Below are 21,810 nucleotides of genomic sequence, written 5' to 3'. Positions count from 1 at the left end.
GCCTACAGAAATACCATGAGCAATAAGACGATCTCAGCCGGAATGAGCAATAATACCGATAAAATAAAAATTATATTAGGTCTGAAAATCAGACAACTAAGGCTGGATAAGGGCTATTCTTTGAGTGATCTTGCAAATAAATCCGGATTGTCAATTTCGTACCTGAATGAGATTGAGAAGGGAAAGAAGTATCCTAAATCTGAGAAAATCATGTCGATTGCAGAGGCTTTTGAAACAGATTATGACTCGTTAGTCTCCCTGAAATTAAGCAAACAGCTCGAACCAATCGCAGAATTACTGAATTCAAACATCCTCAGAGAGCTTCCTTTGGAGATTTTTGGAGTAGAACCCTCTGATTTTATCGAACTGATGTCTGAAGCGCCTGCTAAAATCAGTGCTTTTATCAGTACTATCATTGAAATAAGCCGGAATTATGATATGAGAGTGGAGCAGTTTTATTTTTCTGTTTTACGGTCTTATCAGGAAATGTATGATAATTATTTTGAAGACCTGGAAGAAGCGGCGCAGCAATTCAGGAAATTGTATGACATTGTGGCAACTACTTCTCCCAACGAAGCTTTTTTATCAGATATCCTCCGGAATTTTTATGGATATCAGATTGAAGAGTTTTCCAAAGAAACTCATCCCGACCTGATCAGTATCCGCTCCGTTTATAAACCGGAAAGTTCCAGATTATTGATCAATAAAGACCTGAGTCATGAGCAAAAGGCCTTTACCCTCGGCCGTGAATTGGGTTATCAGTTTTTGCAGATTAAAAAACGCCCATATATTTCCTCGGTTCTGGATGTAAGTTCTTTTGAGGAGGTTTTGAATAATTTTAAAGCTTCTTATTTTGCCGGAGCAATTCTGATTAACAAGGAAGTATTGATTAACCGCCTGACTTACTTTTTTGCCAGTCCTAAATGGGATGGAAATTCGCTGCTGAGTATCATGAGACTGTTTAATTGTACACCTGAAATGTTTATGCATCGCCTTTCTAACCTGATGACAAGCCATTTCAAAATTAATAACCTCTTCTTTCTTCGTTTTAATAATCAGACCGACGATAACCTGTTCTACCTTAATAAGGAAATGCACCTTGCCAAATTGCATACCCCTCACGGAACCGCTTTGAATGAACATTATTGTCGCCGCTGGGTAGCGCTTACCATTCTGAAAGACCTTGAGAATTTACAGAAAGAAACCGGAGAAAGTGCTCATATTCTCTGCAAAGCTCAGGTTTCTGAATATATTGATACCGGAAATAAATACCTGGTAATTTCTATAGCCAAACCATCTCCTCCCAAAAACGGACTCAACAGCAGTATTACCGTAGGTTTTGCCATAGATGACAATCTTCGTCAGATGGCTAATTTTCTGGGTGATCCGGACCTTTTGCACAGACAAGTCAATGAAACCTGTGAACGTTGCGGAGCCATTGATTGCGCAGAACGCATGAAGCCTCCGTTGGTTCTGGAAAAAAGAGCAAAGATGGAAAATATCAAACAAGCTATTCAAAATCTGGTCTGATGACAGACAGGAAGGTAAACTTTGTTTTATACAATGTTTTAAAGATGATGTTGTATAAAACAAATATTATGTGGTGTTTTTGAATTTTTTGAAATAAAATATTGAATTTTGGGAGGTTTGTATAGAATTAATTTTAGAAAAATATTCATTTGAAAACCGTTATTTCCTTGCTCAAATGATATATATTTGCTAAACGTATTATATCACAAAAAAATCCATGAAAAACCCAAATTGTCCCCGTTGTGATTCTCAGAATGTCTCTAAAAGCGGAATTATAAAGGATAAACAACGTTATAAATGTAAAGATTGTAATTATAATTTTACGGTTGATAAATTAGGAAAGGGAATCTCTGCATATTACGTCATTAAGGCTTTGCAGTTGTATATTGAAGGAGTGAGTTTCCGTGAAATTGAGCGGCTTTTGGGCGTTTCGCATGTATCTGTCATGAACTGGGTAAAGAAGTACCAGATTAAAATGCCAAAGAATACAGAGTATCATCCTACATATAAGATTTTAAATCATAAAGAATTAGCGGAATTTTATGCCAACCGGGAAAACCTTAAAGGTGCCGGAATGATTGTAACCGAGCTGGGAGATAAATTTATGCTCATTAAATGGGAAAGGCTTAAACATTAGAAAAATGCTCTTTATTCAGATTATTTCTGAAAAACCTGTGGTACAAGACAGAAATTAACTGTAAAAACTATATTATTTCAGCGAAACTATATCACTTACTTTGTTGATATAGTTTTTTTTATGAGGTTTGCTTAAATGCGGAAAGCAGAAGAAATGCTCTTTTCTGAAAACATGATTATTGTTTTCAAAAGGTTTGATTTTACTGAAACGAACTGATTTTCAGAAATCTGAACTCATGGCAATGAAGCTGTTTTCCATAACGCCAAAATACCTTTTAACAAACCGATTTAACATGAAAACCTTTACTGATGCTGGAAAGTCAGCTTCTGATGCCGTTGAACCTGGTAAAATATGGAGTGTGATTTCTGCTTCCTCCGTTGGTACTCTGATAGAATGGTATGATTTTTACATTTTTGGAAGTCTTGCCACAATCATTTCTGAAAAATTCTTTCCTTCAGGCAACCCTACCGCAGCATTTCTTTCTACTTTGGCTACATTCGCAGCCGGCTTTATAGTCCGTCCGTTCGGGGCTTTGTTTTTTGGCCGCTTAGGCGACCTGATCGGAAGAAAATATACTTTTCTGGTTACCCTCGTACTGATGGGAGGTTCTACTTTCCTGATAGGTTGTATTCCCGATTATGAAACCATTGGCGGATTTGCGCCTGTTTTAATGTTGTTACTTCGTCTTTTGCAGGGATTAGCTTTGGGAGGGGAGTATGGTGGTGCGGCAACTTATGTGGCAGAACATTCACCTGATCACAGAAGAGGCTATTTTACTTCCTGGATTCAGACCACAGCTACACTCGGCCTTTTTATCTCAATTGGTGTGATTCTGGCGGTGCGTAATATTTTTGGGGTAGCTGCATTTAATGAGACTTACTGGAGAATCCCTTTTTTGCTTTCTATCATTCTGGTAGGGGTTTCGATTGTCATCAGGATGAAAATGTCGGAATCTCCGCTTTTTTCCAAACTGAAGAAAGAAGGAAAGACTTCTGCAAACCCTCTTGCAGAATCATTTGGAAAGAAAGAAAACCTGAAAATGGTGTTGCTGGCCTTATTCGGAGCAACCTGCGGGCAGGGAGTAATCTGGTACACCGGACAATTTTATGCCCAGACCTTTTTACTGAAAACCTGTAATGTGGAATATGAAATGGCCAATACCATTATTCTTTGGGCCATCGCCATCGGAACACCTTTCTTTGTCATTTTTGGAGGATTGTCTGATAAAGTCGGCAGAAAGAAAATTATGATGACAGGGATGTTGCTGGCAGTTTTGCTTTACAGACCGATTTTTCAGAAAATGTATGATTTAACCAATGTTAAGACTAAAACAGAGGTTGCTGAAAAACTGGTCATCGAAGAAAAACGGGAACTCGCTAAAAATTCTTCAGAAGACAGGTTGCTCACTACTACCACACATCACGTTTTTACAGATGGCAGCAGCCTGAAAGAAGTTAAAAAAGAGCTTGTCTTGGCAGATAAAACGGCTGAAGCTAAAAAACCGGAAATCAAAAAAGAGGTTTCTGTTTCATCAGGTGATTACTGGATCATTGTCTGTCTGGTAGCGGTAATGGTATTGTTTGTTACAATGGTTTATGGCCCGATTGCGGCTTTTCTGGTGGAATTATTTCCGACCAGAATCCGGTACACCTCCATGTCGCTTCCATATCATATAGGAAATGGCGTTTTCGGCGGACTTGTTCCTTTTATCGGAATTTTAATTGTGGAAATGACCAAAACTGAGGCCAATCCTTCCGGTGATCCGCTGGCCGGATTATGGTATCCGATTGGTGTAGCCAGCCTTTGTTTAGTGATAGGAGTACTTTATATCAGGGAAAAAGGGCAGCCTGATGTGGCAGAATAGTTTGATGAAAAGGTATAGATATTTTAAGATAAAAATAAGAGACTGACAATGAATGCTTTAAGAAAAATATTAGGCTGGGTCTGGATGTTGCTGGGTCCGGTATGTATTATATTTTTAATCAAAACTGCTATCGGGAAAATTGCCGCAAATCCGGTTCAGGATGTGTATTTACCCTGGATTATTATTATTACGGTTTTCACTCCGATCGCCCTGGGTTTAATGATTTTCGGCAGATATGCGATAAGAGGTGAGTATAATGATAAGGAAAATTAGATCATAGTATTATCAGAGGAGGCTGAATTATGAGACAGGAGAACAGAATACGATCATCCGGGATTGTTATTTCATGATTTGTATATTTAATTAGCAAATAATTAAGAATCAAGGCTATTGTATCATAATAATTCACTTATAATTGCCTGAAAAATATACAATACTGTGTTTGTAACTTACCGATGAAAGATAAATTAAAGGAGCAAAGGTTATTGATAATCAGTTTATTATTCTTGTTTTTGCTCAACTTTCCTGTTATATCGATCTTCAACCTGGATAGTACTATCGCAGGAATACCGGCACTATATTGCTACATTTTTGCTTTATGGCTGCTTATGATTGTTGTCATCTTTCTAAGTGTGAGTTTTGAGAAACCGGACGACAGGAAGCATGAATAGTTTCGGACTCATATTTACCTCTCTTCTCTATCTTGCTATTTTATTCGGTATTGCCTATTGGGCCGAAAAACGGGCAGAGAAAGGGAAAAGTATGGTTACCAATCCATACATCTATGCCCTTTCTCTGGCGGTTTACTGTACGGCATGGACTTTCTATGGTTCGGTAGGCCGCGCGGTAAGTAATGGAATTGATTTCCTGGCAGTTTATATTGGTCCTACGCTGGCCTTGCCGCTTTCCTGGATGATTCTCCGGAAAATTATACGAATCTGTAAAGTACAGCGTATAACAAGTATAGCCGATTTTATTTCGTCAAGATATGGTAAAAATGCCACTTTAGGTGTTTTAGTAACAATTGTCTGCATTTTCGGGCTGCTTCCTTATATTGCCATTCAGCTCAAAGCCATTTCCAGTAGTTTTCTGATTCTTTCCAATGCAGATATTGATAGCAATTCCGGCTTTTTCGCCAAAGATTTAACGCTTTATATTGCCATTGTACTTTCCATTTTTACCATTATTTTCGGAACCCGGAAAATAGATTCCACAGAAAGACATGAAGGGATGGTAACGGCCATTGCAGCGGAGTCGATTATTAAGTTACTGGCTTTTCTAACCGTCGGGATATTTGTTACTTATATCGCTTTTGATGGTTTTGCCGATATTTTCCGGAAAGCTTATCAGGTGCCAAACCTGAAAAAAGTATTTGTAATTGAGCAGGAGGGTGGTTTTTCAACCTGGTTCTGGCACACACTTTTGTCAATGCTGGCTATTATTTTTCTGCCGAGACAATTTCAGGTTGCAGTTGTGGAAAATGTGAATGAAAAACACCTGAATAAGGCCATGTGGCTGTTTCCGGTGTATATGTTCCTCATCAATATTTTTGTGTTTCCGATTGCTTTCGGGGGAGAATTATTATTTCCGCACGGAGAGGTTAATCCTGATAATTATGTGCTGGCAATTCCGCTGAAGTTTAATCATAAACTGATGGCATTGCTTACATACATAGGTGGCTTTTCTGCCGCAACAAGTATGATGATCGTCGAAACAATTGCCTTGAGTACAATGATTTCCAATAACCTGATTATGCCCGTTTTACTGAAAAATCCCAAGTTTCAGAAACGCTTTGAGGGAAATCTTAGTAATCTGGTTAACAATATCCGGCGGACAGCCATTGTGCTGATTATATTACTGGCATACATTTATTACAAAACTGTGGCAGAGTATTATTCTCTGGTATCTATTGGTTTGGTTTCTTTTACAGCAGTAGCACAATTTGCACCTGCAATTATCGGCGGAATTTTCTGGAAAGGCGGCACCAGGTTAGGGGCATTGGTCGGCATAATTGTCGGATCAGTAATCTGGTTTTTTACCCTTGTACTTCCTTCTATGATCGGAGCAGGAATTTTTCCGGTTTCGATTATGAAAGAGGGGCTTTTCGGGATTTATCTGCTGAAACCCTTTGAGTTTCTTGGTCTGAAAGGAATGGATGATATTTCACATGGTTTATTCTGGAGCATTTCACTGAATGCAATCTGTTATGTCTTTTTCTCAGTCAGAAGTAAAATAACCTCCATCGAACACAATCAGGCCGTTATTTTTGTGGATATATTCAGTCATTCGAAGTTTATAGAAACTTCCACGATCTGGAGAGGGAAAGCTTACATTCCTGATATCCGTTCGTTACTGGTTAATTTTTTCGGGGAACGAAGGACAGACAGGGTTTTGCGCTCATTTGCTACCCGTCATCATTTGAATCTTGAAGCCAGGCACGCGGATCCGAGATTGGTAAGTTTTGCTGAAAAACTGCTGGCAGGTGTGGTTGGTACTGCGTCGGCCAGAATTATGGTTTCTTCCGTTTCCAAAGAGGAAAAAATATCAATGGATGAAGTTATGGACATTCTGAAAGCTTCCCGTGAGCTTATGGTCTCCAATAAAGAACTGAGGAAAAAATCGCTTGAACTCGAAAAAACCTCTGAGGAGTTGAGAGAAGCTTATGAGATTTTAAAGCGTACAGATACCCTTAAAGATGATTTTTTGGCTACTGTGGCACATGAAATCCGGACACCTCTGACTTCAATCCGGGCTCTTTCCGAGATTATTTACGATAATCCGCAAATGGACAGGGAAGAAATGGAGAATTTCCTGAGTACCGTGATTAAAGAATCTGAACGCCTGAGCCGGCTGATTAATCAGGTGCTGGATTTGGAAAAATATGCTTCAGGAAAGCAAAAGCTTAGTCTGGAAATGGCCGATATCCATTTGGTGATTGAAGATTCTATAGAGGCATTAAACCATCAGATTAAAGATAAAGGCCTTGATCTGAGTTGTAATTTTGACAGAAACATTCCAAAACTGGAAATAGACCGGGACAAATTGGTTCAGGTGGTGGTAAACCTGATTTCCAATGCTGTAAAGTTCTGTCAGCCTGATTACGGAGAAATACAAATAGTTACTCACCTGGATGATGCTAAAGTCAGTCTGATCGTTAAAGATAACGGAGCAGGGATTTCTCAGGAATATCAGAAGTTGATTTTTGATAAGTTTTATCAGGCTGAAAATCAAACTATTAAAAAGCCCAAAGGAAGTGGTTTAGGTTTGGCAATCAGCAAAAGAATCATCGAGTTACACCATGGCGAGATTTCCGTGGAAAGCCGTAAAGGATTTGGCGCGACATTTACCGTTGTTTTACCGGTGAAGTAAGCTTAGGGTTTTAGGTGTTTGTTCCAAAATCCTTAAGGAATAAAATGAAAGAAATAACCTCTCTGAAACAAAATAAATAGAAGATTAATCAGATGAAAGAGCAATTAAAAGTACTGATAGTTGATGATGAGCCAAGCATACTGATGTCGCTCGAATTTCTCATGAGAAAGGAAGGTTTTCAGGTCTTTATCGCCCGTGACGGTGCTGAGGCCCTTGAAATTATAAACCGGGAATTGCCATCGATTGTACTTCTTGACATCATGATGCCTAATGTTGATGGGTATGAAGTATGCGGTTTTATTAAGAATGACATTAAACTACAACATATAAAAGTGGTCTTTCTCAGTGCAAAAAGCAAGGAAGCGGATATTGAAAAAGGATATTCTGTCGGAGCGGATCTGTATGTTCCCAAACCTTTTTCAACCCGGAACCTGATGTCCAGAATTAATGCCCTGGCTTTAGGTATTGCAACAAATTAGAGGAAAGCTCTTTTAATCCTTCTTAATTTCAGGGCATTTTATATTGAAATGAAGGAAGGAAAATCGTTTTAAAGATTAATCGGTTTATGTCAAAACAATATTGGATTGTAAATCTGAGAGTATTGGCTACTATTTCGGTAGTGGTTTTACATGCCGCTGCAGGTGTGGACCGCTTTGGTAAAATTCCGGCAGACTGGTGGTGGTGTAATAATGTGCTTAATGCTTTTGGCAGGTTTGCCGTTCCGGTATTTGTTATGATTTCGGGGCATTTATTACTGGAAAAATACGACGGTGATTTGTTCGGTTTTTTGCGAAAAAGACTCAGTAAAGTATTTATACCATTCCTGATCTGGACCATTATTTATATCATTTACGGCAGTTACTGGACAAATAAAATCCCGGGTTTTAAGGAAATATTGGTTTTTCTGCTGAGAGGAGGAGGAGGGAGTTCTTCACATCTCTGGTTTGTGTACATGATTATCGGATTGTATGCTTTTACTCCTGTTTTAAGCAGATGGCTGGCTAAGGCGGATACAAAAGAAAAGACCTGGTTTATCATACTTTGGTTTGCCGGAAGTTCAGTTTATCCGATGATTACCAGATTTTCCGGAATTCATGTGGCATTCGACCTGCATAATTTCGCCGGATATACAGGTTATTTTGTTCTGGGGAATTTGCTGGGAAAAATTGATTACCCTGAAAATGCTTTGAAACAGAGCTTGGCAGGAATGCTTGCCGGTTTTGCCATTACAATCTTCGGTATGTATTATCTTTCCGATTATTCAAAAAGATATGATTCTTATTGCTATGAATATTTCAGTCCGAATATAATTTTATTCGCTGTCAGTATGTTTATCTTTTTCAAAATAAGACTGAATGAGGCTTTTTTGCCCTCAATACTATCGAAATTAGATGCGTCGAGTTACGGAATTTACCTGAGTCACATACTTTGTCTTAGGATTTTATCAAGAAATTTTCAGATTAATTATACTTTTTTGCCGCCGGTTTCAGGAATATTACTTCAATCTTTATTGGTTGTAATTATTTGTTTTCCAGTGATTTATATAATAAGCATATTGCCAAAAGGGAAATGGATTACCGGTTAGTGAGAAATACTTAGCTTAAATATGCCGGGACAGATATATTATTTTACCAAGAAAGCACTGATATTGTTTTTTGTGTCAGATTACATCTTGTATTTTTACGTGACAAAATGAAAATATTTATAGGTAATATATTTCTGACGGAGCAGAACCAATTAGATTTTTTGTTTTTAAAAGTCTTAAAACCATCATTAATTGCATAAAGACATGGATTTGAAAATTAATTCTTTTGAAGAGTACCAGGAAAAATACCAGCAATCTGTAGAAGATCCGGAAGGTTTCTGGGGGGAAGTGGCACAAAGTTTTTATTGGAGAAAGCCCTGGAAAAAAACACTGGAATGGGATTTTAATGAAGCGAATATAAAATGGTTTAAGGGCGGTAAACTTAATATCACCGAAAATTGCCTTGATCGCCACCTCGCAGAAAACGGAAATACTCCTGCAATTATCTGGGAACCAAATAATCCGGATGAAAGTACTGTTACCTTAACTTATAAGGTTTTACACCAGAGAGTTTGCCGTTTTGCCAATGTACTTAAAAAGCATGGTGCCAAAAAAGGAGACCGCATCTGTATTTATATGCCAATGATTCCTGAACTGGCTATCGCGGTATTAGCCTGTGCAAGAATCGGAGCAGTACATTCAGTGGTTTTCGGAGGATTTTCATCTCAGTCGATTGCAGACAGAATTAATGATGCTGAATGTAATATAGTGGTTACTTCGGATGGTTCATATCGTGGAAATAAAGAAATTCCATTGAAATCAACCGTAGATGATGCCCTGATTCAATGTCCTTCTGTTCAGAAAGTTATTGTTTCTACCCGTACGCGTACCCCTGTTTCCATGCTCAAAGGCCGTGACTGCTGGTGGGAAGATGAAGAAAAATCGGTTTCAGGCGACTGCCCTGCCGAGGAAATGGATGCAGAAGATATGTTGTTCATTCTTTATACTTCCGGCTCAACCGGAAAACCTAAAGGAGTTGTGCATACAACCGGAGGTTATATGGTGTATGCGGCCTATACTTTCCAGAATGTATTTCAATATCAACCGGGACAGGTTCATTTTTGTACGGCAGATATTGGCTGGATTACCGGCCATTCATATATTGTTTACGGACCGCTGGCTTCAGGAGCTACCTCTCTGATGTTTGAGGGTGTTCCGACTTATCCGGATGCCGGACGTTTCTGGGATGTGGTAGAGAAATATAAGGTCAATGTACTTTATACGGCACCAACTGCTATTCGTTCACTGATGGGTTTCGGAACGGGTTTCATAGATGGAAAAGATTTATCATCCCTGACAACCTTAGGGTCTGTTGGTGAGCCGATTAACGAAGAAGCATGGCATTGGTATGATGATAATATCGGTAAAAATAAATGTCCGATTGTAGATACCTGGTGGCAGACAGAAACAGGAGGAATCATGATTTCACCGATTGCCGGCATTACCCCGACCAAACCTGGCTATGCTACCTTACCACTTCCGGGTGTACAACCTGTACTTGTTGATGAACAGGGACAGGAAATAGAAGGGAATGATGTTTCAGGAAATCTTTGCATTAAATTTCCCTGGCCTGGAATTATCCGGACAACCTATGGCGATCATGAAAGATGCCGTCAGACCTATTTCTCTACCTATAAAGGAATGTATTTTACGGGAGACGGCTGTTTGAGAGATGCTGATGGTTACTATAGAATAACAGGACGGGTGGATGATGTAATCAATGTTTCCGGTCACAGAATTGGTACTGCCGAAGTTGAAAATGCAATCAATATGCACCTGGGTGTAGTTGAATCCGCGGTGGTGGGTTATCCTCATGACGTTAAAGGACAAGGGATATATGCGTATGTCATTTGTGAAAAAACACCTGCTGATGCAGATTTAACCCGTAAAGACATTCTGGCGACAGTAACCAGAATTATCGGCCCGATTGCCAAACCTGATAAAATTCAATTTGTTTCAGGTTTACCTAAAACCCGCTCAGGTAAAATAATGCGTCGTATTTTACGTAAAGTTGCCGAAGGAGAAACCTCTAATTTAGGAGATATTTCGACCCTGCTTGATCCGGCAGTTGTTGAGGAAATTAAATCCGGTGCTTTGTAAAAAGTCTGAAAATCAGATAAATATTGTAAAAAAGAAAGAGGTCTGAGTGCCTCTTTCTTTTTTGTACAATAGTATGCTTGCATAATAAATTAAAAATTCTGAAATTGATTTACTAAAACAAAATAATCTCATGTACCAGAATCTAATTTACGAAATTCAGGAAGGAATTTGCCGGATTACACTTAATCGTCCGCAGGTATATAATGCACTCAGTTCAGATCTGATTCAGGAGTTGACCAGGGCCATCGGAGAAGCAGAAAAGAATGAAAAGGTAAGAGTTGTAATTTTGACAGGAGCCGGAGAAAAGGCATTTAGCTCAGGAGCTGATCTTAAAGCCGGAATGGGAGAAATGAGCAGTCTGGGAGAATCTTTAAGAAAAAACTATAATCCTATGATTCAGGCGATCAGGAACTTACCTAAACCGGTTATTTGCCGCTTGAATGGAATTGCTGCCGGAGCGGGTTGCTCACTTGCTTTAGCCTGCGACCTGATTGTGGCCTCAGAAAATGCCTCCATGTCACAGATTTTTGTAAATATAGGCTTGATTATGGACGCAGGTTCTTCTTTTTTCCTGCCGAGATTAATCGGTTCGCAGAAAGCTTTTGAATTATGCTCTACCGGAAGAATGGTAGGTTCGGAAGAATGTCTGGAATTAGGACTGGTTTCTAAAGTGGTGACGCTTGCCGAGCTGGATGATGCGGTAAACCAACTGGCAAATCATTATGCCAATGCCCCGACTTTCGCGATTGGCCTGATGAAAAAAGTACTGAATGCCTCTCAACATTCTACGCTGGATCAAATGCTGGAGATGGAAGCAGCCAATCAGGATATTGCAGGAAAATCGGCTGATTTTATAGAAGGTGTTTCTTCATTTCTGCAAAAGAGAAAGCCGGATTTCAGTGGTAAATGATGTTTTCGGATGCATAGATTTATCCGAAAAAATAATTGATTATGGAGAATAAGAGTTCCGGAAACTCATTTTAAAGCGTTTTTTTTCTTTAAGCTCATCTTTATTTCACTACTTTTGGTATCACGGAAAATTTCCGGGCGTGTTTGATTTTGTGAAAAACTGACAAAAAATCACTCTTTTTAACATCCTTCGGAAAGACATACTAAAATATTACAGATGAAAATTTTATTGATCGAAGACGAGGTAAAAACTGTGCAGATTATTCAGCAGGGTCTTGAGGAACATCATTTTGAAGTTGATGTAGCTTATGACGGACAGATGGGGCTGCAACTGGCTACCCGGCGAAATTATAATCTGATCATTTCCGATATTATTCTTCCGGGAATTAACGGATTGGAGTTGTGCAGAAAAATGCGTGAAGCCGGGGTTGTCTCTCCGATTTTAATGCTCACTGCCTTAGGAACGATTGACGATAAAATAGTAGGTCTGGACGCCGGAGCGGATGATTATCTGGCTAAACCTTTTGAATTCCGGGAATTAATGGCTCATATCCGTGCCTTAACCAGGAGAGGAACCAATACCTTCCTGACGGCCAATACCTTGAAGTTTGCCGATCTGGAAATGGATCTGGACACAAAAACGGTTGTTCGGGGAGGAAAAGAAATATCCCTGACTGCCAAAGAGTTTGTACTGCTCGAATATTTTGTAAGACATCAGGGAAGGGTGATTTCCAAAGTTGAACTTGCAGAAAAAATCTGGGACGTAACTTTTGATACTGGTACAAATGTCATAGAAGTTTATGTGAATTTTTTGAGAAAAAAGATTGATAAGGATTTTGAACCGAAACTCCTTCATACCCAGATCGGAATGGGTTATGTAATGAAGATTATTTCATAAAATGTTAAGGCATTTTTGTTGCCAGGCATTCAGTAAACGAAGCAGAACTGGTTAATTTCTTTATTTTTTCAGGAAATACAATTATAACACATGAATATTCGCGCCAGACTTACCAATCAGTTTATTGCGCTGGTTACTGCCATCCTGCTGGTATTTTCGGTAGGGGTTTATTTTTTCAGTAAACTCTACCTTGAAAAGAGATTCTATAAAAGATTACAGGATAATGCGATAACAACTGCAACGCTGCTTTTTGAGGTTCAGGCGGCTGATACTACTGTTTTAAAGCTGGTTACGGTTTCGGATAAAGAATTATTGCATGATGAGAGTATTTCAGTGTACAGTGAAAAATTCAGACAGTTTATCTTTTCTACCAATCAGAATAATATCATTTCACATGAACAGGTACTGACCCAGATCAAAGCCGGAATGGGCTCTGTTTTCCTGGATGTAGGAGATTATCAGGTTTTTGGCATGAAAATGACCTATGCCGGAACCGATAACTGGGTAATTGTCAGTGCCGTTGATGTAATGGGAAAAGAAGCATTGCAGGACTTACGGAAAATCCTTCTGGTGATGGTTTTGGTAGGGGTATTACTGGTAGGACTAAGCGGCTGGTTTTTTGCAGATAAAGCCCTTGCCCCAATGTCGGGCATTATCAGGCAGGTTAATCAGATTTTTCCGGATAATGTTGACAAAAGGGTTCAGCATCCTAACCGTTCTGATGAAATAGGGAGGCTGGTTGATACTTTTAACCAGCTGCTGGATCGGATTGAGAATGCATTGGTTATGCAGAAAATGTTCATTGCCAATGTTTCGCATGAATTGAAAAATCCACTGACAAAGATCTACTCGCAGGTAGAGGTAACCCTCATGCAGCTGCGTTCACCTGAAGGTTACCAGTTAACGCTTCAGTCTTTACAGGAAGATACCAGAACCCTTATTCAATTGACAAATGCTTTGTTAAGCCTGGCCAATACGGTTGTCAGTCCCGGAACGATGACCAAAACTTCCGTAAGAATGGATGAACTGCTGTGGGAGGCAAAAAGCCAGTTACTGAAATGGCATGAGAATTATCAGGTGCATGTAAATTTCAAGGATTTTCCGGATGATGAAAATGCCCTGGTAATTAACGGAAATGAGGCCTCATTGAAAGTTGTTTTGATGAACCTGATGGATAATGCCTGTAAATTCTCTCAGAGTCATGAAGCGATTGTTAATTTCTTTACCAGAAAAGGGCTGATTATGATTGAGGTTTTTAATGAAGGTCCTGCTATTCCGGCAGAGGATTTACCTTATATTTTCAATGCTTTTTACCGGAGTAACTCAACTGCAAATGCCACGAAAGGGCATGGTGTTGGCTTGGCTATTGTAGCAGAGATTACTAAAATTCATGATGGTGAAATTAAAGTAGAATCTAATTCAACCGGAACAACCTTTAAGCTGATTTTTAAAACGGCTTAGAATATTCTTTCTTGGTGTTGTTTGTATTTTTCTGATTTTCACAATGTTATAATGTTTTCTTGCGAAATACTTTTCTCCGGATCCTGTCCGTTTTCCCTTCTTTTCTGCTGATTTTCTCCCGTAACCCTTCAATTTTAAGGTAATTTTAAGGTCGATTTAACACCTCTTTAACTTGTGGGGTGTTAGTTTGCTTTCAGAAATATCACTAAATCAATCCTTTTCAAAAACAATTATGGAAACAAACAATAATAATCAGACTTTCTTCAAAATAGCACTTGGTGTTACTTTTGGAATTATTGCTCTTTTAGCTTATCTGTTCGTTGGAGCAAGAAATGAAACGGTAGAATTACAAAAGTCTCTTACCATGAAAGTGGAGCAATTGTCAACTACCCAGATTAAATTAGACTCGATTGACAAAGTGCTTACCAGTAAAATTGAAGAAATCAAAGTATTAGGCGGTAACGTAACCGAGCTTGAAAAAGTAAAAGAACAACTTGAAGCAGATAGAAAAAAATTGAAATCTGACTTCCATTTTTCTGCTCAGAAGTACGACGCCAAAATTAAAGAATATGAAAATTTCCTGGCTGTTAAAGATGAGGATATCCGTAAGTTGAAAGAAGAAAACGGTCAATTGACAGTTCGCGCCAAAACACTTGAAGACGAGAAAAAAGTAGTGGAAGATGAGAATAGCTCATTGAAAACTGAAAAAGTTACGTTGACTCAGAACCTTGCTGATTATTCTGCTAAAAATGAAGAATTAGCGAAAAAGGTAACCCTTGCTTCGGCAATGAAAGCACAACAGGTTCAGGTTTATGCTTTGTCTGAAAACGGTAAACTTCGTGATGGCGGACGTTACAAATCTTCGAAAATTGACAAGTTGAAAATATCATTCGTTTTAGCTTCTAATCCTGTTGCTGAGCAAAATAATAAAGACATTTATGTAAGAATTATGGATCAGAACGGTGCGGTAATCAGCGAAAGTGCAAACTCAGGTATCATGCAATTTGATGGTAAAGAGTTAGGTTACACCACCAAACAAGGTATTCCATTCGAAAACAATGACCAGAAAGTTGACATTGTTTACGGAAAAGGTTCTCCTTACAAATCAGGTAAATATTCAATTGAATTATATTCCGAAGGTTTCAAAATCGGAACCGGAGGTTTTGAAGTAAAATAGTATTACGCTTAAGCTTAAAAACCTGTAAAGGCGATGTGTTGCAATGCGCATCGTCTTTTATTTTTTAAACACACCACCACTATCTATATGAATATTCTTGCTTCAATATCATTAAAAATCCGGAGAAATTACCGCATCCTCAGACGAAATGAGTGGTACAAACTTGCTGCGCAGGTTTTTGGGAAGTTTTTTGAAACTTTCAGACAGTTCCCGCTCTCATCCTTTGCCATTGGCTATCTGTTTATCACCATGGCATTCTGCTACTGGCCGATTTCTCATCAGTGGATCTTTGGGTTTATGATGATGACTTTACCCTTTGCCGTACTGACCGGACTTGCAGCAAGCGCTTATCTGGTGTTTAAGAAGCAAAGAGTACTGGCTAGTACGGGATTCATCTGGTTGTTACTGGCTTTTCCTATTATGAAAAGATTGGTAGGCAACGGAAGCGAGAAGTTATTTAATGATAATGGAGGAAGTTTAAAAGTATTGAGTTTTAATAGTGCAAGTTTTTCCGGTTTTCCTTCTGATTTTAAAAACTGGGCTGATCTCAAAGCTGATATTGCCTGTTTCCAGGAATATATTCCCAATGCTAAACTTGAAAGTCAATATGCTCAGAAGGCAGAATGTACCAATTTTCAGGACGGACAAAACCGGACTGTAGGCCTGGCTTTGCTTTCGCAGTACCCGATTGTAAAACAATATGGTAAAATCTGGAGCCGCCCTAATGCACCTAATGTCAATGGCTTTCTATATGCCGACATAGTATATCATCAGGATACCGTCAGAATTGTAAATACCCACTTCTGGTCAATGGGTGTGAGGATTGAGAATGCTTACGAGGCACTCAGAAAAGGAGACATCAGGACATTCGGAAGAGAGCTTTCAGATACTTTTACAAGGCTGAAAGATGGCTTTAAAGCAAGAAATGAGCAAATTGAAGAAGTAGAACAATACGTGGCGGGAAGCAGATATCCGGTAATCATCTGCGGTGATTTTAATGAAACACCTTTTGGTTATGCTTACGGCAAATTAAGTCTGACCTTCCAGAATGCTTTTGAAGAAGCCGGACAAGGTTTAGGTTTCACATTAAACAGAAATCCTTATTTTGTTAGAATAGATCAGCAGTTCTTTAGTTCGGATTGGGAGGTCAAATCCTGTAAAACTGTTTCATCCGTCCCTTTCTCTGATCACTTCCCCTTGGTTGCTCAATATGTATTATCTAAAAGTACTAAAGACATAGGTTTATTAGCGCTTAACAACAGATAATTGCTCCCGGGTAATAAATGTATTTGAATGAAATCCTGCAAATGCCATTTGCAGGATTTTTATTTTATAGACTGATGATAAGGCTTTTATAAATAATTTGAAAGAATCATCGAGTTTGGTTTACTAATTGCATAGAATCTCAGAATAAGCCTGAACTTGCTAAACAGTAAAAATTAAAACCTAAGTATTATGTTTGAAGATTCCATTGAAAATGTGCTGCAATTTACAAGACCAATCCTTTCAGCCACCAGAAGTTATGCAGGAGCTTTGAGTGCCGGTGCTGCAACCATATTTTTTGTCAATGAAGAAGGTGTGGCAATTACCTGTAAACATGTTGCCGATTTGCTGATAGAGTCAGATAAAATCTGGCAGAAATATGAAGGATTTAAGGAGGAGAAGAGCAGGCTTGTAAGAGGTAATATGCTCAAAACTAAATTGTCTGAGCTGGAATTACAATATAACTTTCAGCCTGAAACCACTATCCAGCTGTTAAATACTTTTCAGAATTGCTTTGACAAAATATCCGGTTTTAGCATTCAGAATCACCCGACATTAGACCTGGCTATTATCAGGTTTACGGGTTTTGAGAGAAAGTTATACAACTCACATGCGACTTTTGTCAGACAGAATAAAAATATCAGGATCGGTAAAACGCTTTGCAGACTTGGTTATCCATTTCCGGAATTTTCCAATTTTATGGTAAATCCTGCCAGCGATAATTTGGAATGGACTAATGCCGGAAATCCGAATACACCCGTTTTTCCGATCGATGGTATTATTACAAGGTTTGTAGGAGAAAACAATGAAATTGTAGGAATTGAGCTGAGTACACCCGGATTGAAAGGACAAAGCGGCGGCCCTTTATTCGACCAGAATGGGCTGATCTATGGCATGCAGTCGATGACCATGCATCTTCATTTGGGATTTGACATCAAAGATCTGGAAATTGAGACAGGATCCGGCAAACAAAAAATTTCAAATTATCCTTTTATGCATGTAGGCAGGTGTGTGCATGCGCATAAAATCACAGAATTTTTGCGGCAAAACGGTGTGAAATATTATGAAGAGGCAGAATTGTCATAACATTACAGAAATCAGGATGATTGATATTTTCTGACAAAATCCTTTAAAAAAGCACAGGTTTGTAGGTATATTTTATAAAAGTGGTTCTCTTAACATAAAGAGGTAAAGGTAAAACCGGACTTGTATCTGTGAATCCTCTCTGAGCTATTTTAAAGAAAGAATAATGAAATCATTAGTTTGTGATACTCCCCGTGAATTAAATTACCGGGAAATTAATCAGCCGTCATTAAGCCCTGGTCAAACCATTCTGAAAATCAAGCGTATAGGTATATGCGGTACAGATCTGCATGCCTTTGACGGCACTCAGCCTTTTTTTAGCTATCCGAGAATACTCGGACATGAGCTGGCGGGGGAGATCGTTGCAATGGATGGAGCGGAAGGATTTGCCATAAATGAAAAAGTGACATTTATTCCGTATTTTAACTGCGGACACTGCGTTGCCTGTAAAAACGGAAAACCTAACTGCTGTGTTGATATCAGGGTTTTTGGTGTACATATTGACGGTGGAATGGCAGAATATATTTCTGTACCTTCTTATTCACTCGTTCACGGGGAAGGCCTGAGTTATGATGAACTGGCTTTGGTGGAACCTTTGGCTATCGGAGCTCATAGTATCAGGAGAGCAGAGGTCAGAAAAGACGAATTTGTACTGGTAATCGGAGCTGGCCCTATCGGACTCGGGACCATGGAATTTGCCAGAATAGCAGGAGCCAGGGTAATTGCTATGGATATTAATAACGGAAGGCTGGAATTTTGTAAAAACAGACTGAAAATTTCTCACACGGTTAATGCACTGGAAGAAGATGTGAAAAAACGCCTGATTGAAATTACAGAGGGTGAAATGCCGACAGTGGTAATTGATGCCACCGGAAGTCTTAAAGCAATTAATAACGGATTTCAGTATCTTGCGCACGGTGGAAAATATGTATTGGTTGGCTTGCAGAAAGGGGAAATAAGTTTCAGCCATCCCGAATTTCATAAAAGAGAAGCTACTCTGATGAGCAGCAGAAATGCGACCCGTGAGGATTTTGAACACGTTATTAATTCCATGAAAAAGAAACTGGTTGACCCCACCAATTACATCACACACCGGGTGGGTTTTGAGGATTTGAAAGAGGAATTTGCCAAATTTAAAGACCCTGCCAATGGCGTAATAAAAGCAGTAGCTGAACTGAACTAGGAAAACTGACAATAATGACTTCCCGGTGCTGAGAGCAGTATCGGGAGGCTATTTTAAATAACCATATTCCATAGCCATTTTAATCAGGCTGACTACATTCTTCACTTCAAATTTTGCCAGAAGATTACTGCGGTGTGTTTCAACTGTTTTATCACTGATGAACAGACTTGTAGCAATTTCCTTGGTGGTTAATCCTTTGGCAATCAGATCGAGTATCTCTTTCTCTCGTCTCGTGAACCGGAGTTGATGAATGTTTCTGTCTTGTTGTTTCTGACGGGAAAGACCTTTCATAATAATGTCCATCACTTCCGCACTCTGGTATTTTTCTCCGGCATAAACACTTCTGATCGCCTTGATAAATTCCTCCCGACTGGTATTTTTAAGCAAATAACCTGAAGCTCCGTTTTTAAGCATTTTCGTGATAAAACTTTCATCGTTGTACATGGAAATGGCTAGAACCTTCGTAGAAGGGTATTCCTCAAAAATGAATTTACAAAGATCCAGACCGCTGTCTTTTCCCAGATTAATATCCAGCAGAATAATATCAATGGCTGTACTTTTTAGCATCGCATACACTTCTTCAGCCGTCTGACATTCTCCTGCTACTGTCATGTCAGGTTCATTCTGCAAAATGGAAGAAAGGCCCTGGGTGAAAATTTTATGATCATCAACAAGTAGTAATTTTATCATTGGATTATGAAAGTGTTTACATTTGAGCAAAATTAATGATTGATAATTAAAGGAAAAATGAAAAAAATTATCAAAATAGCGCTATCAGATATATTGGAGATTCCAAATTGTATAAAATATACCCTCATTTGCCTGCTTTTTTTTATAGCTGTTTTTGCCAAAGGCAATAATAAATATCCGGATCCGTATCGTAAAGATTATACTAAAGAGCAGATACATAAATTGTTAAAACAATATGAGCAGGAAAAGGATACAGTTGGATTAGCTTATACTTACCTTGCTTATGCAAAAAATCAGGAGGAATGGAATGACCCTGATGAATCTCCGGTTGCCAGTTATCGTAAAAGTATGGAATTTTTCCGTATTCTGGGGGATTCGACTAATTTTTACGAAACGGTAGGCTCTCTGGGTTATTATTTTATGGACAGACCTATTTTCCATAAATATGCCGAAGAATACCTTGCCAAATCAATGCTTTATTACCGCAGAAACAAAATGCCTGCTTATGAAATGGGGCATCTGATTAATCTTGCCAATGTTTATATTCAGGATTTTAAACTAAAACCTGCCCATTTTCTTCTGAAAAGAGCGGAATTACTCAATGAATCTTTAAAAGACCTAACAACGGAAGGTAGAATCTGTGCTGCCAGATCAGATTTATCCAGACACGAATTGAAATTTGAAGAAGGAATCGTCTATGCCGGTAAAAGTCTTGAAATAGGAAGGAAACTAAAAATAAACTGGCTGGAAGCCGTTTCTTTATTTTACATGGGCATTTGCCAGCGATCTGTGGGAAGATATAAGGAGGCATTTAAGTCTTTTGAAGATTGTCAGAAAATAACAGAGCAATATATTTCCCTGAATCAGTTACGAAGGGCCGTTTATTCTCAACTGGATCAGTCTTATATTTTGATAAAGGATTATCAGAATGCTTATAAATACTCTGATCTTTACCGGAGAGCTTCAGAAGATATAGTCAATTCTAAAGTTGAAGAAGATATCCGTTCCGTCAATGAATATCAGTTGATTCGTAAACAGAAAGAAGAACTGGTAAAAATAGCACTGGAAAAAAAGCTGTCAGATGCGGAACTTGATAAACTTCGTTTTCGTCAGCAGTTGTATATTCTTTCTATCATTTTGGCTTTAGCGCTGGCAGGTATTCTGGCTTTCACTTTTTTCAGCAGACGGAAACTCAACAGAATGGAAGATGAGAAAGTGTTAAAAAATTTACAGATTGAAACCCTCAACGCACTTATAAACGGACAGGAGCAGGAAAGACTGAGAATTTCTCAGGAATTGCACGATGGTCTGGGTACCTTACTTTCCAGGATTAAGATTCTCAGCGGAAGCTCGGACTCCCATTCTTCTCAGATTACGAGGATGGTTGATGAAGCCTGTTCAGAAGTACGGAACATTTCCGGAAATCTTCAGCCGAATACCCTGATAAAATTTGGATTAATCAGAGCGATTCAGGATTTAATATTGAAACAGAAAAGCACCAGTCCTCAGATTATTTTTCAGCATTTCGGGAAAAAATTCAGTATTCCCGAAGACAAAAACCTGATGATTTACCGGATTATTCAGGAATTACTGGCTAATGCGCTCAAACACAGTCAGGCAGAAGAAATTATTATTCAGATTGTTTATCAGGAACAAAGCTCAATCACTCTTACTGTCGAAGACGATGGCATAGGATTTCATGAAAATGCCATTGGGACAGACAGCAGTGGCTGGAGCAATATCCGTTCCAGAGTAAAATACCTCAATGGAAACCTGACCCTCCAGACTGATGCCGCTACCGGAACTTCCGTTACCATCCTCATTCCCTTCTGATCTATAAAATTCAGGGTTTACCCTGAATTTTCATTTTACTGGATAACCCTGATTTATATAGTACAAAAAGAAATCAATTTTGTACCATGATTTATCCTGTGTTTTATCCTGAAAAATCTAATCAGAATACCATTGATTTTCGGGTGTCTTAAAATACAGCCGGAAGGGAAGGTGTATGCCTGCCAGATAAACCCATGAAATTTTATCATAACTATTTTACAAAACCTG

At 38.8% G+C, this 21,810-nt stretch carries 17 protein-coding genes; 16 read left to right on the top strand and 1 reads right to left on the bottom strand.

The window, feature by feature from the left end; all coding sequences use genetic code 11:
- Window positions 1–15: 15 nt before the first annotated feature.
- The 15 genes from BM179_RS21230 (at window position 16) to BM179_RS21155 (ending at window position 19,059) form a co-directional block, all read left to right on the top strand.
- On the top strand, window positions 16–1,530 hold the full coding sequence (locus BM179_RS21230) for a helix-turn-helix domain-containing protein (RefSeq protein WP_229633008.1): 1,515 nt from the start codon (window positions 16–18) through the stop codon (window positions 1,528–1,530).
- A gap of 217 nt (window positions 1,531–1,747) precedes the next feature.
- On the top strand, window positions 1,748–2,167 hold the full coding sequence (locus tag BM179_RS21225; protein WP_092019184.1) for an IS1/IS1595 family N-terminal zinc-binding domain-containing protein: 420 nt from the start codon (window positions 1,748–1,750) through the stop codon (window positions 2,165–2,167).
- Between the two features lie 292 nt (window positions 2,168–2,459).
- On the top strand, window positions 2,460–4,031 hold the full coding sequence (locus tag BM179_RS21220; RefSeq protein ID WP_092019257.1) for an MFS transporter: 1,572 nt from the start codon (window positions 2,460–2,462) through the stop codon (window positions 4,029–4,031).
- A gap of 48 nt (window positions 4,032–4,079) precedes the next feature.
- Window positions 4,080–4,304 carry a DUF6814 family protein gene (locus BM179_RS21215; RefSeq protein ID WP_092019183.1) on the top strand — a complete coding sequence of 75 codons (225 nt, stop codon included), beginning with the start codon at window positions 4,080–4,082 and terminating at the stop codon, window positions 4,302–4,304.
- Window positions 4,305–4,694: 390 nt separating this feature from the next.
- Window positions 4,695–7,400: a sensor histidine kinase gene (locus tag BM179_RS21205; RefSeq protein ID WP_092019181.1), complete on the top strand. Its 2,706-nt coding sequence runs from the start codon at window positions 4,695–4,697 to the stop codon at window positions 7,398–7,400.
- Window positions 7,401–7,492: 92 nt separating this feature from the next.
- Window positions 7,493–7,879: a response regulator transcription factor gene (locus BM179_RS21200; RefSeq protein WP_092019180.1), complete on the top strand. Its 387-nt coding sequence runs from the start codon at window positions 7,493–7,495 to the stop codon at window positions 7,877–7,879.
- A gap of 86 nt (window positions 7,880–7,965) precedes the next feature.
- A complete protein-coding gene (locus BM179_RS21195) occupies window positions 7,966–8,985 on the top strand; it encodes an acyltransferase (RefSeq protein ID WP_092019179.1) in 1,020 nt (339 codons plus the stop codon).
- A 204-nt stretch (window positions 8,986–9,189) separates the two neighbouring features.
- Complete coding sequence (gene acs, locus BM179_RS21190; RefSeq protein WP_374754589.1) at window positions 9,190–11,085, top strand: acetate--CoA ligase; 1,896 nt, start codon at window positions 9,190–9,192, stop codon at window positions 11,083–11,085.
- 130 nt (window positions 11,086–11,215) lie between these two features.
- The gene (locus tag BM179_RS21185) at window positions 11,216–11,995 is read left to right on the top strand and encodes an enoyl-CoA hydratase/isomerase family protein (protein ID WP_092019178.1); all 780 of its coding nucleotides are present in this window, start codon (window positions 11,216–11,218) and stop codon (window positions 11,993–11,995) included.
- 216 nt (window positions 11,996–12,211) lie between these two features.
- The gene (locus BM179_RS21180; RefSeq protein WP_092019177.1) at window positions 12,212–12,892 is read left to right on the top strand and encodes a response regulator transcription factor; all 681 of its coding nucleotides are present in this window, start codon (window positions 12,212–12,214) and stop codon (window positions 12,890–12,892) included.
- A gap of 90 nt (window positions 12,893–12,982) precedes the next feature.
- Window positions 12,983–14,353: a HAMP domain-containing sensor histidine kinase gene (locus BM179_RS21175; protein ID WP_092019176.1), complete on the top strand. Its 1,371-nt coding sequence runs from the start codon at window positions 12,983–12,985 to the stop codon at window positions 14,351–14,353.
- A 232-nt stretch (window positions 14,354–14,585) separates the two neighbouring features.
- The gene (locus tag BM179_RS21170; protein WP_092019175.1) at window positions 14,586–15,530 is read left to right on the top strand and encodes a DUF8428 domain-containing protein; all 945 of its coding nucleotides are present in this window, start codon (window positions 14,586–14,588) and stop codon (window positions 15,528–15,530) included.
- An 87-nt stretch (window positions 15,531–15,617) separates the two neighbouring features.
- Entirely contained in the window at window positions 15,618–16,796 is a 1,179-nt protein-coding gene (locus BM179_RS21165; protein WP_092019174.1) for an endonuclease/exonuclease/phosphatase family protein, read from the top strand.
- 189 nt (window positions 16,797–16,985) lie between these two features.
- Entirely contained in the window at window positions 16,986–17,879 is an 894-nt protein-coding gene (locus BM179_RS21160) for a trypsin-like peptidase domain-containing protein (RefSeq protein WP_092019173.1), read from the top strand.
- A gap of 163 nt (window positions 17,880–18,042) precedes the next feature.
- Window positions 18,043–19,059 (top strand): zinc-binding alcohol dehydrogenase family protein, encoded by a 1,017-nt coding sequence (locus tag BM179_RS21155; RefSeq protein ID WP_092019172.1) that lies wholly within the window; start codon window positions 18,043–18,045, stop codon window positions 19,057–19,059.
- A gap of 48 nt (window positions 19,060–19,107) precedes the next feature.
- On the opposite strand, the gene BM179_RS21150 is transcribed toward BM179_RS21155, so the two are convergent.
- Complete coding sequence (locus BM179_RS21150; RefSeq protein WP_092019171.1) at window positions 19,108–19,749, bottom strand: response regulator transcription factor; 642 nt, start codon at window positions 19,747–19,749, stop codon at window positions 19,108–19,110.
- Between the two features lie 57 nt (window positions 19,750–19,806).
- Here BM179_RS21150 and BM179_RS21145 point away from each other — a divergent pair, with 57 nt between their 5' ends.
- The gene (locus BM179_RS21145; RefSeq protein ID WP_092019170.1) at window positions 19,807–21,582 is read left to right on the top strand and encodes a sensor histidine kinase; all 1,776 of its coding nucleotides are present in this window, start codon (window positions 19,807–19,809) and stop codon (window positions 21,580–21,582) included.
- The last annotated feature ends 228 nt before the right edge of the window (window positions 21,583–21,810 follow it).

This window comes from Pseudarcicella hirudinis (assembly GCF_900115665.1).
GTDB lineage: Bacteria > Bacteroidota > Bacteroidia > Cytophagales > Spirosomataceae > Pseudarcicella > Pseudarcicella hirudinis.
Note: the sequence above shows the minus strand (reverse complement) of the source record. Positions and strands in the feature narration are given on the sequence as shown.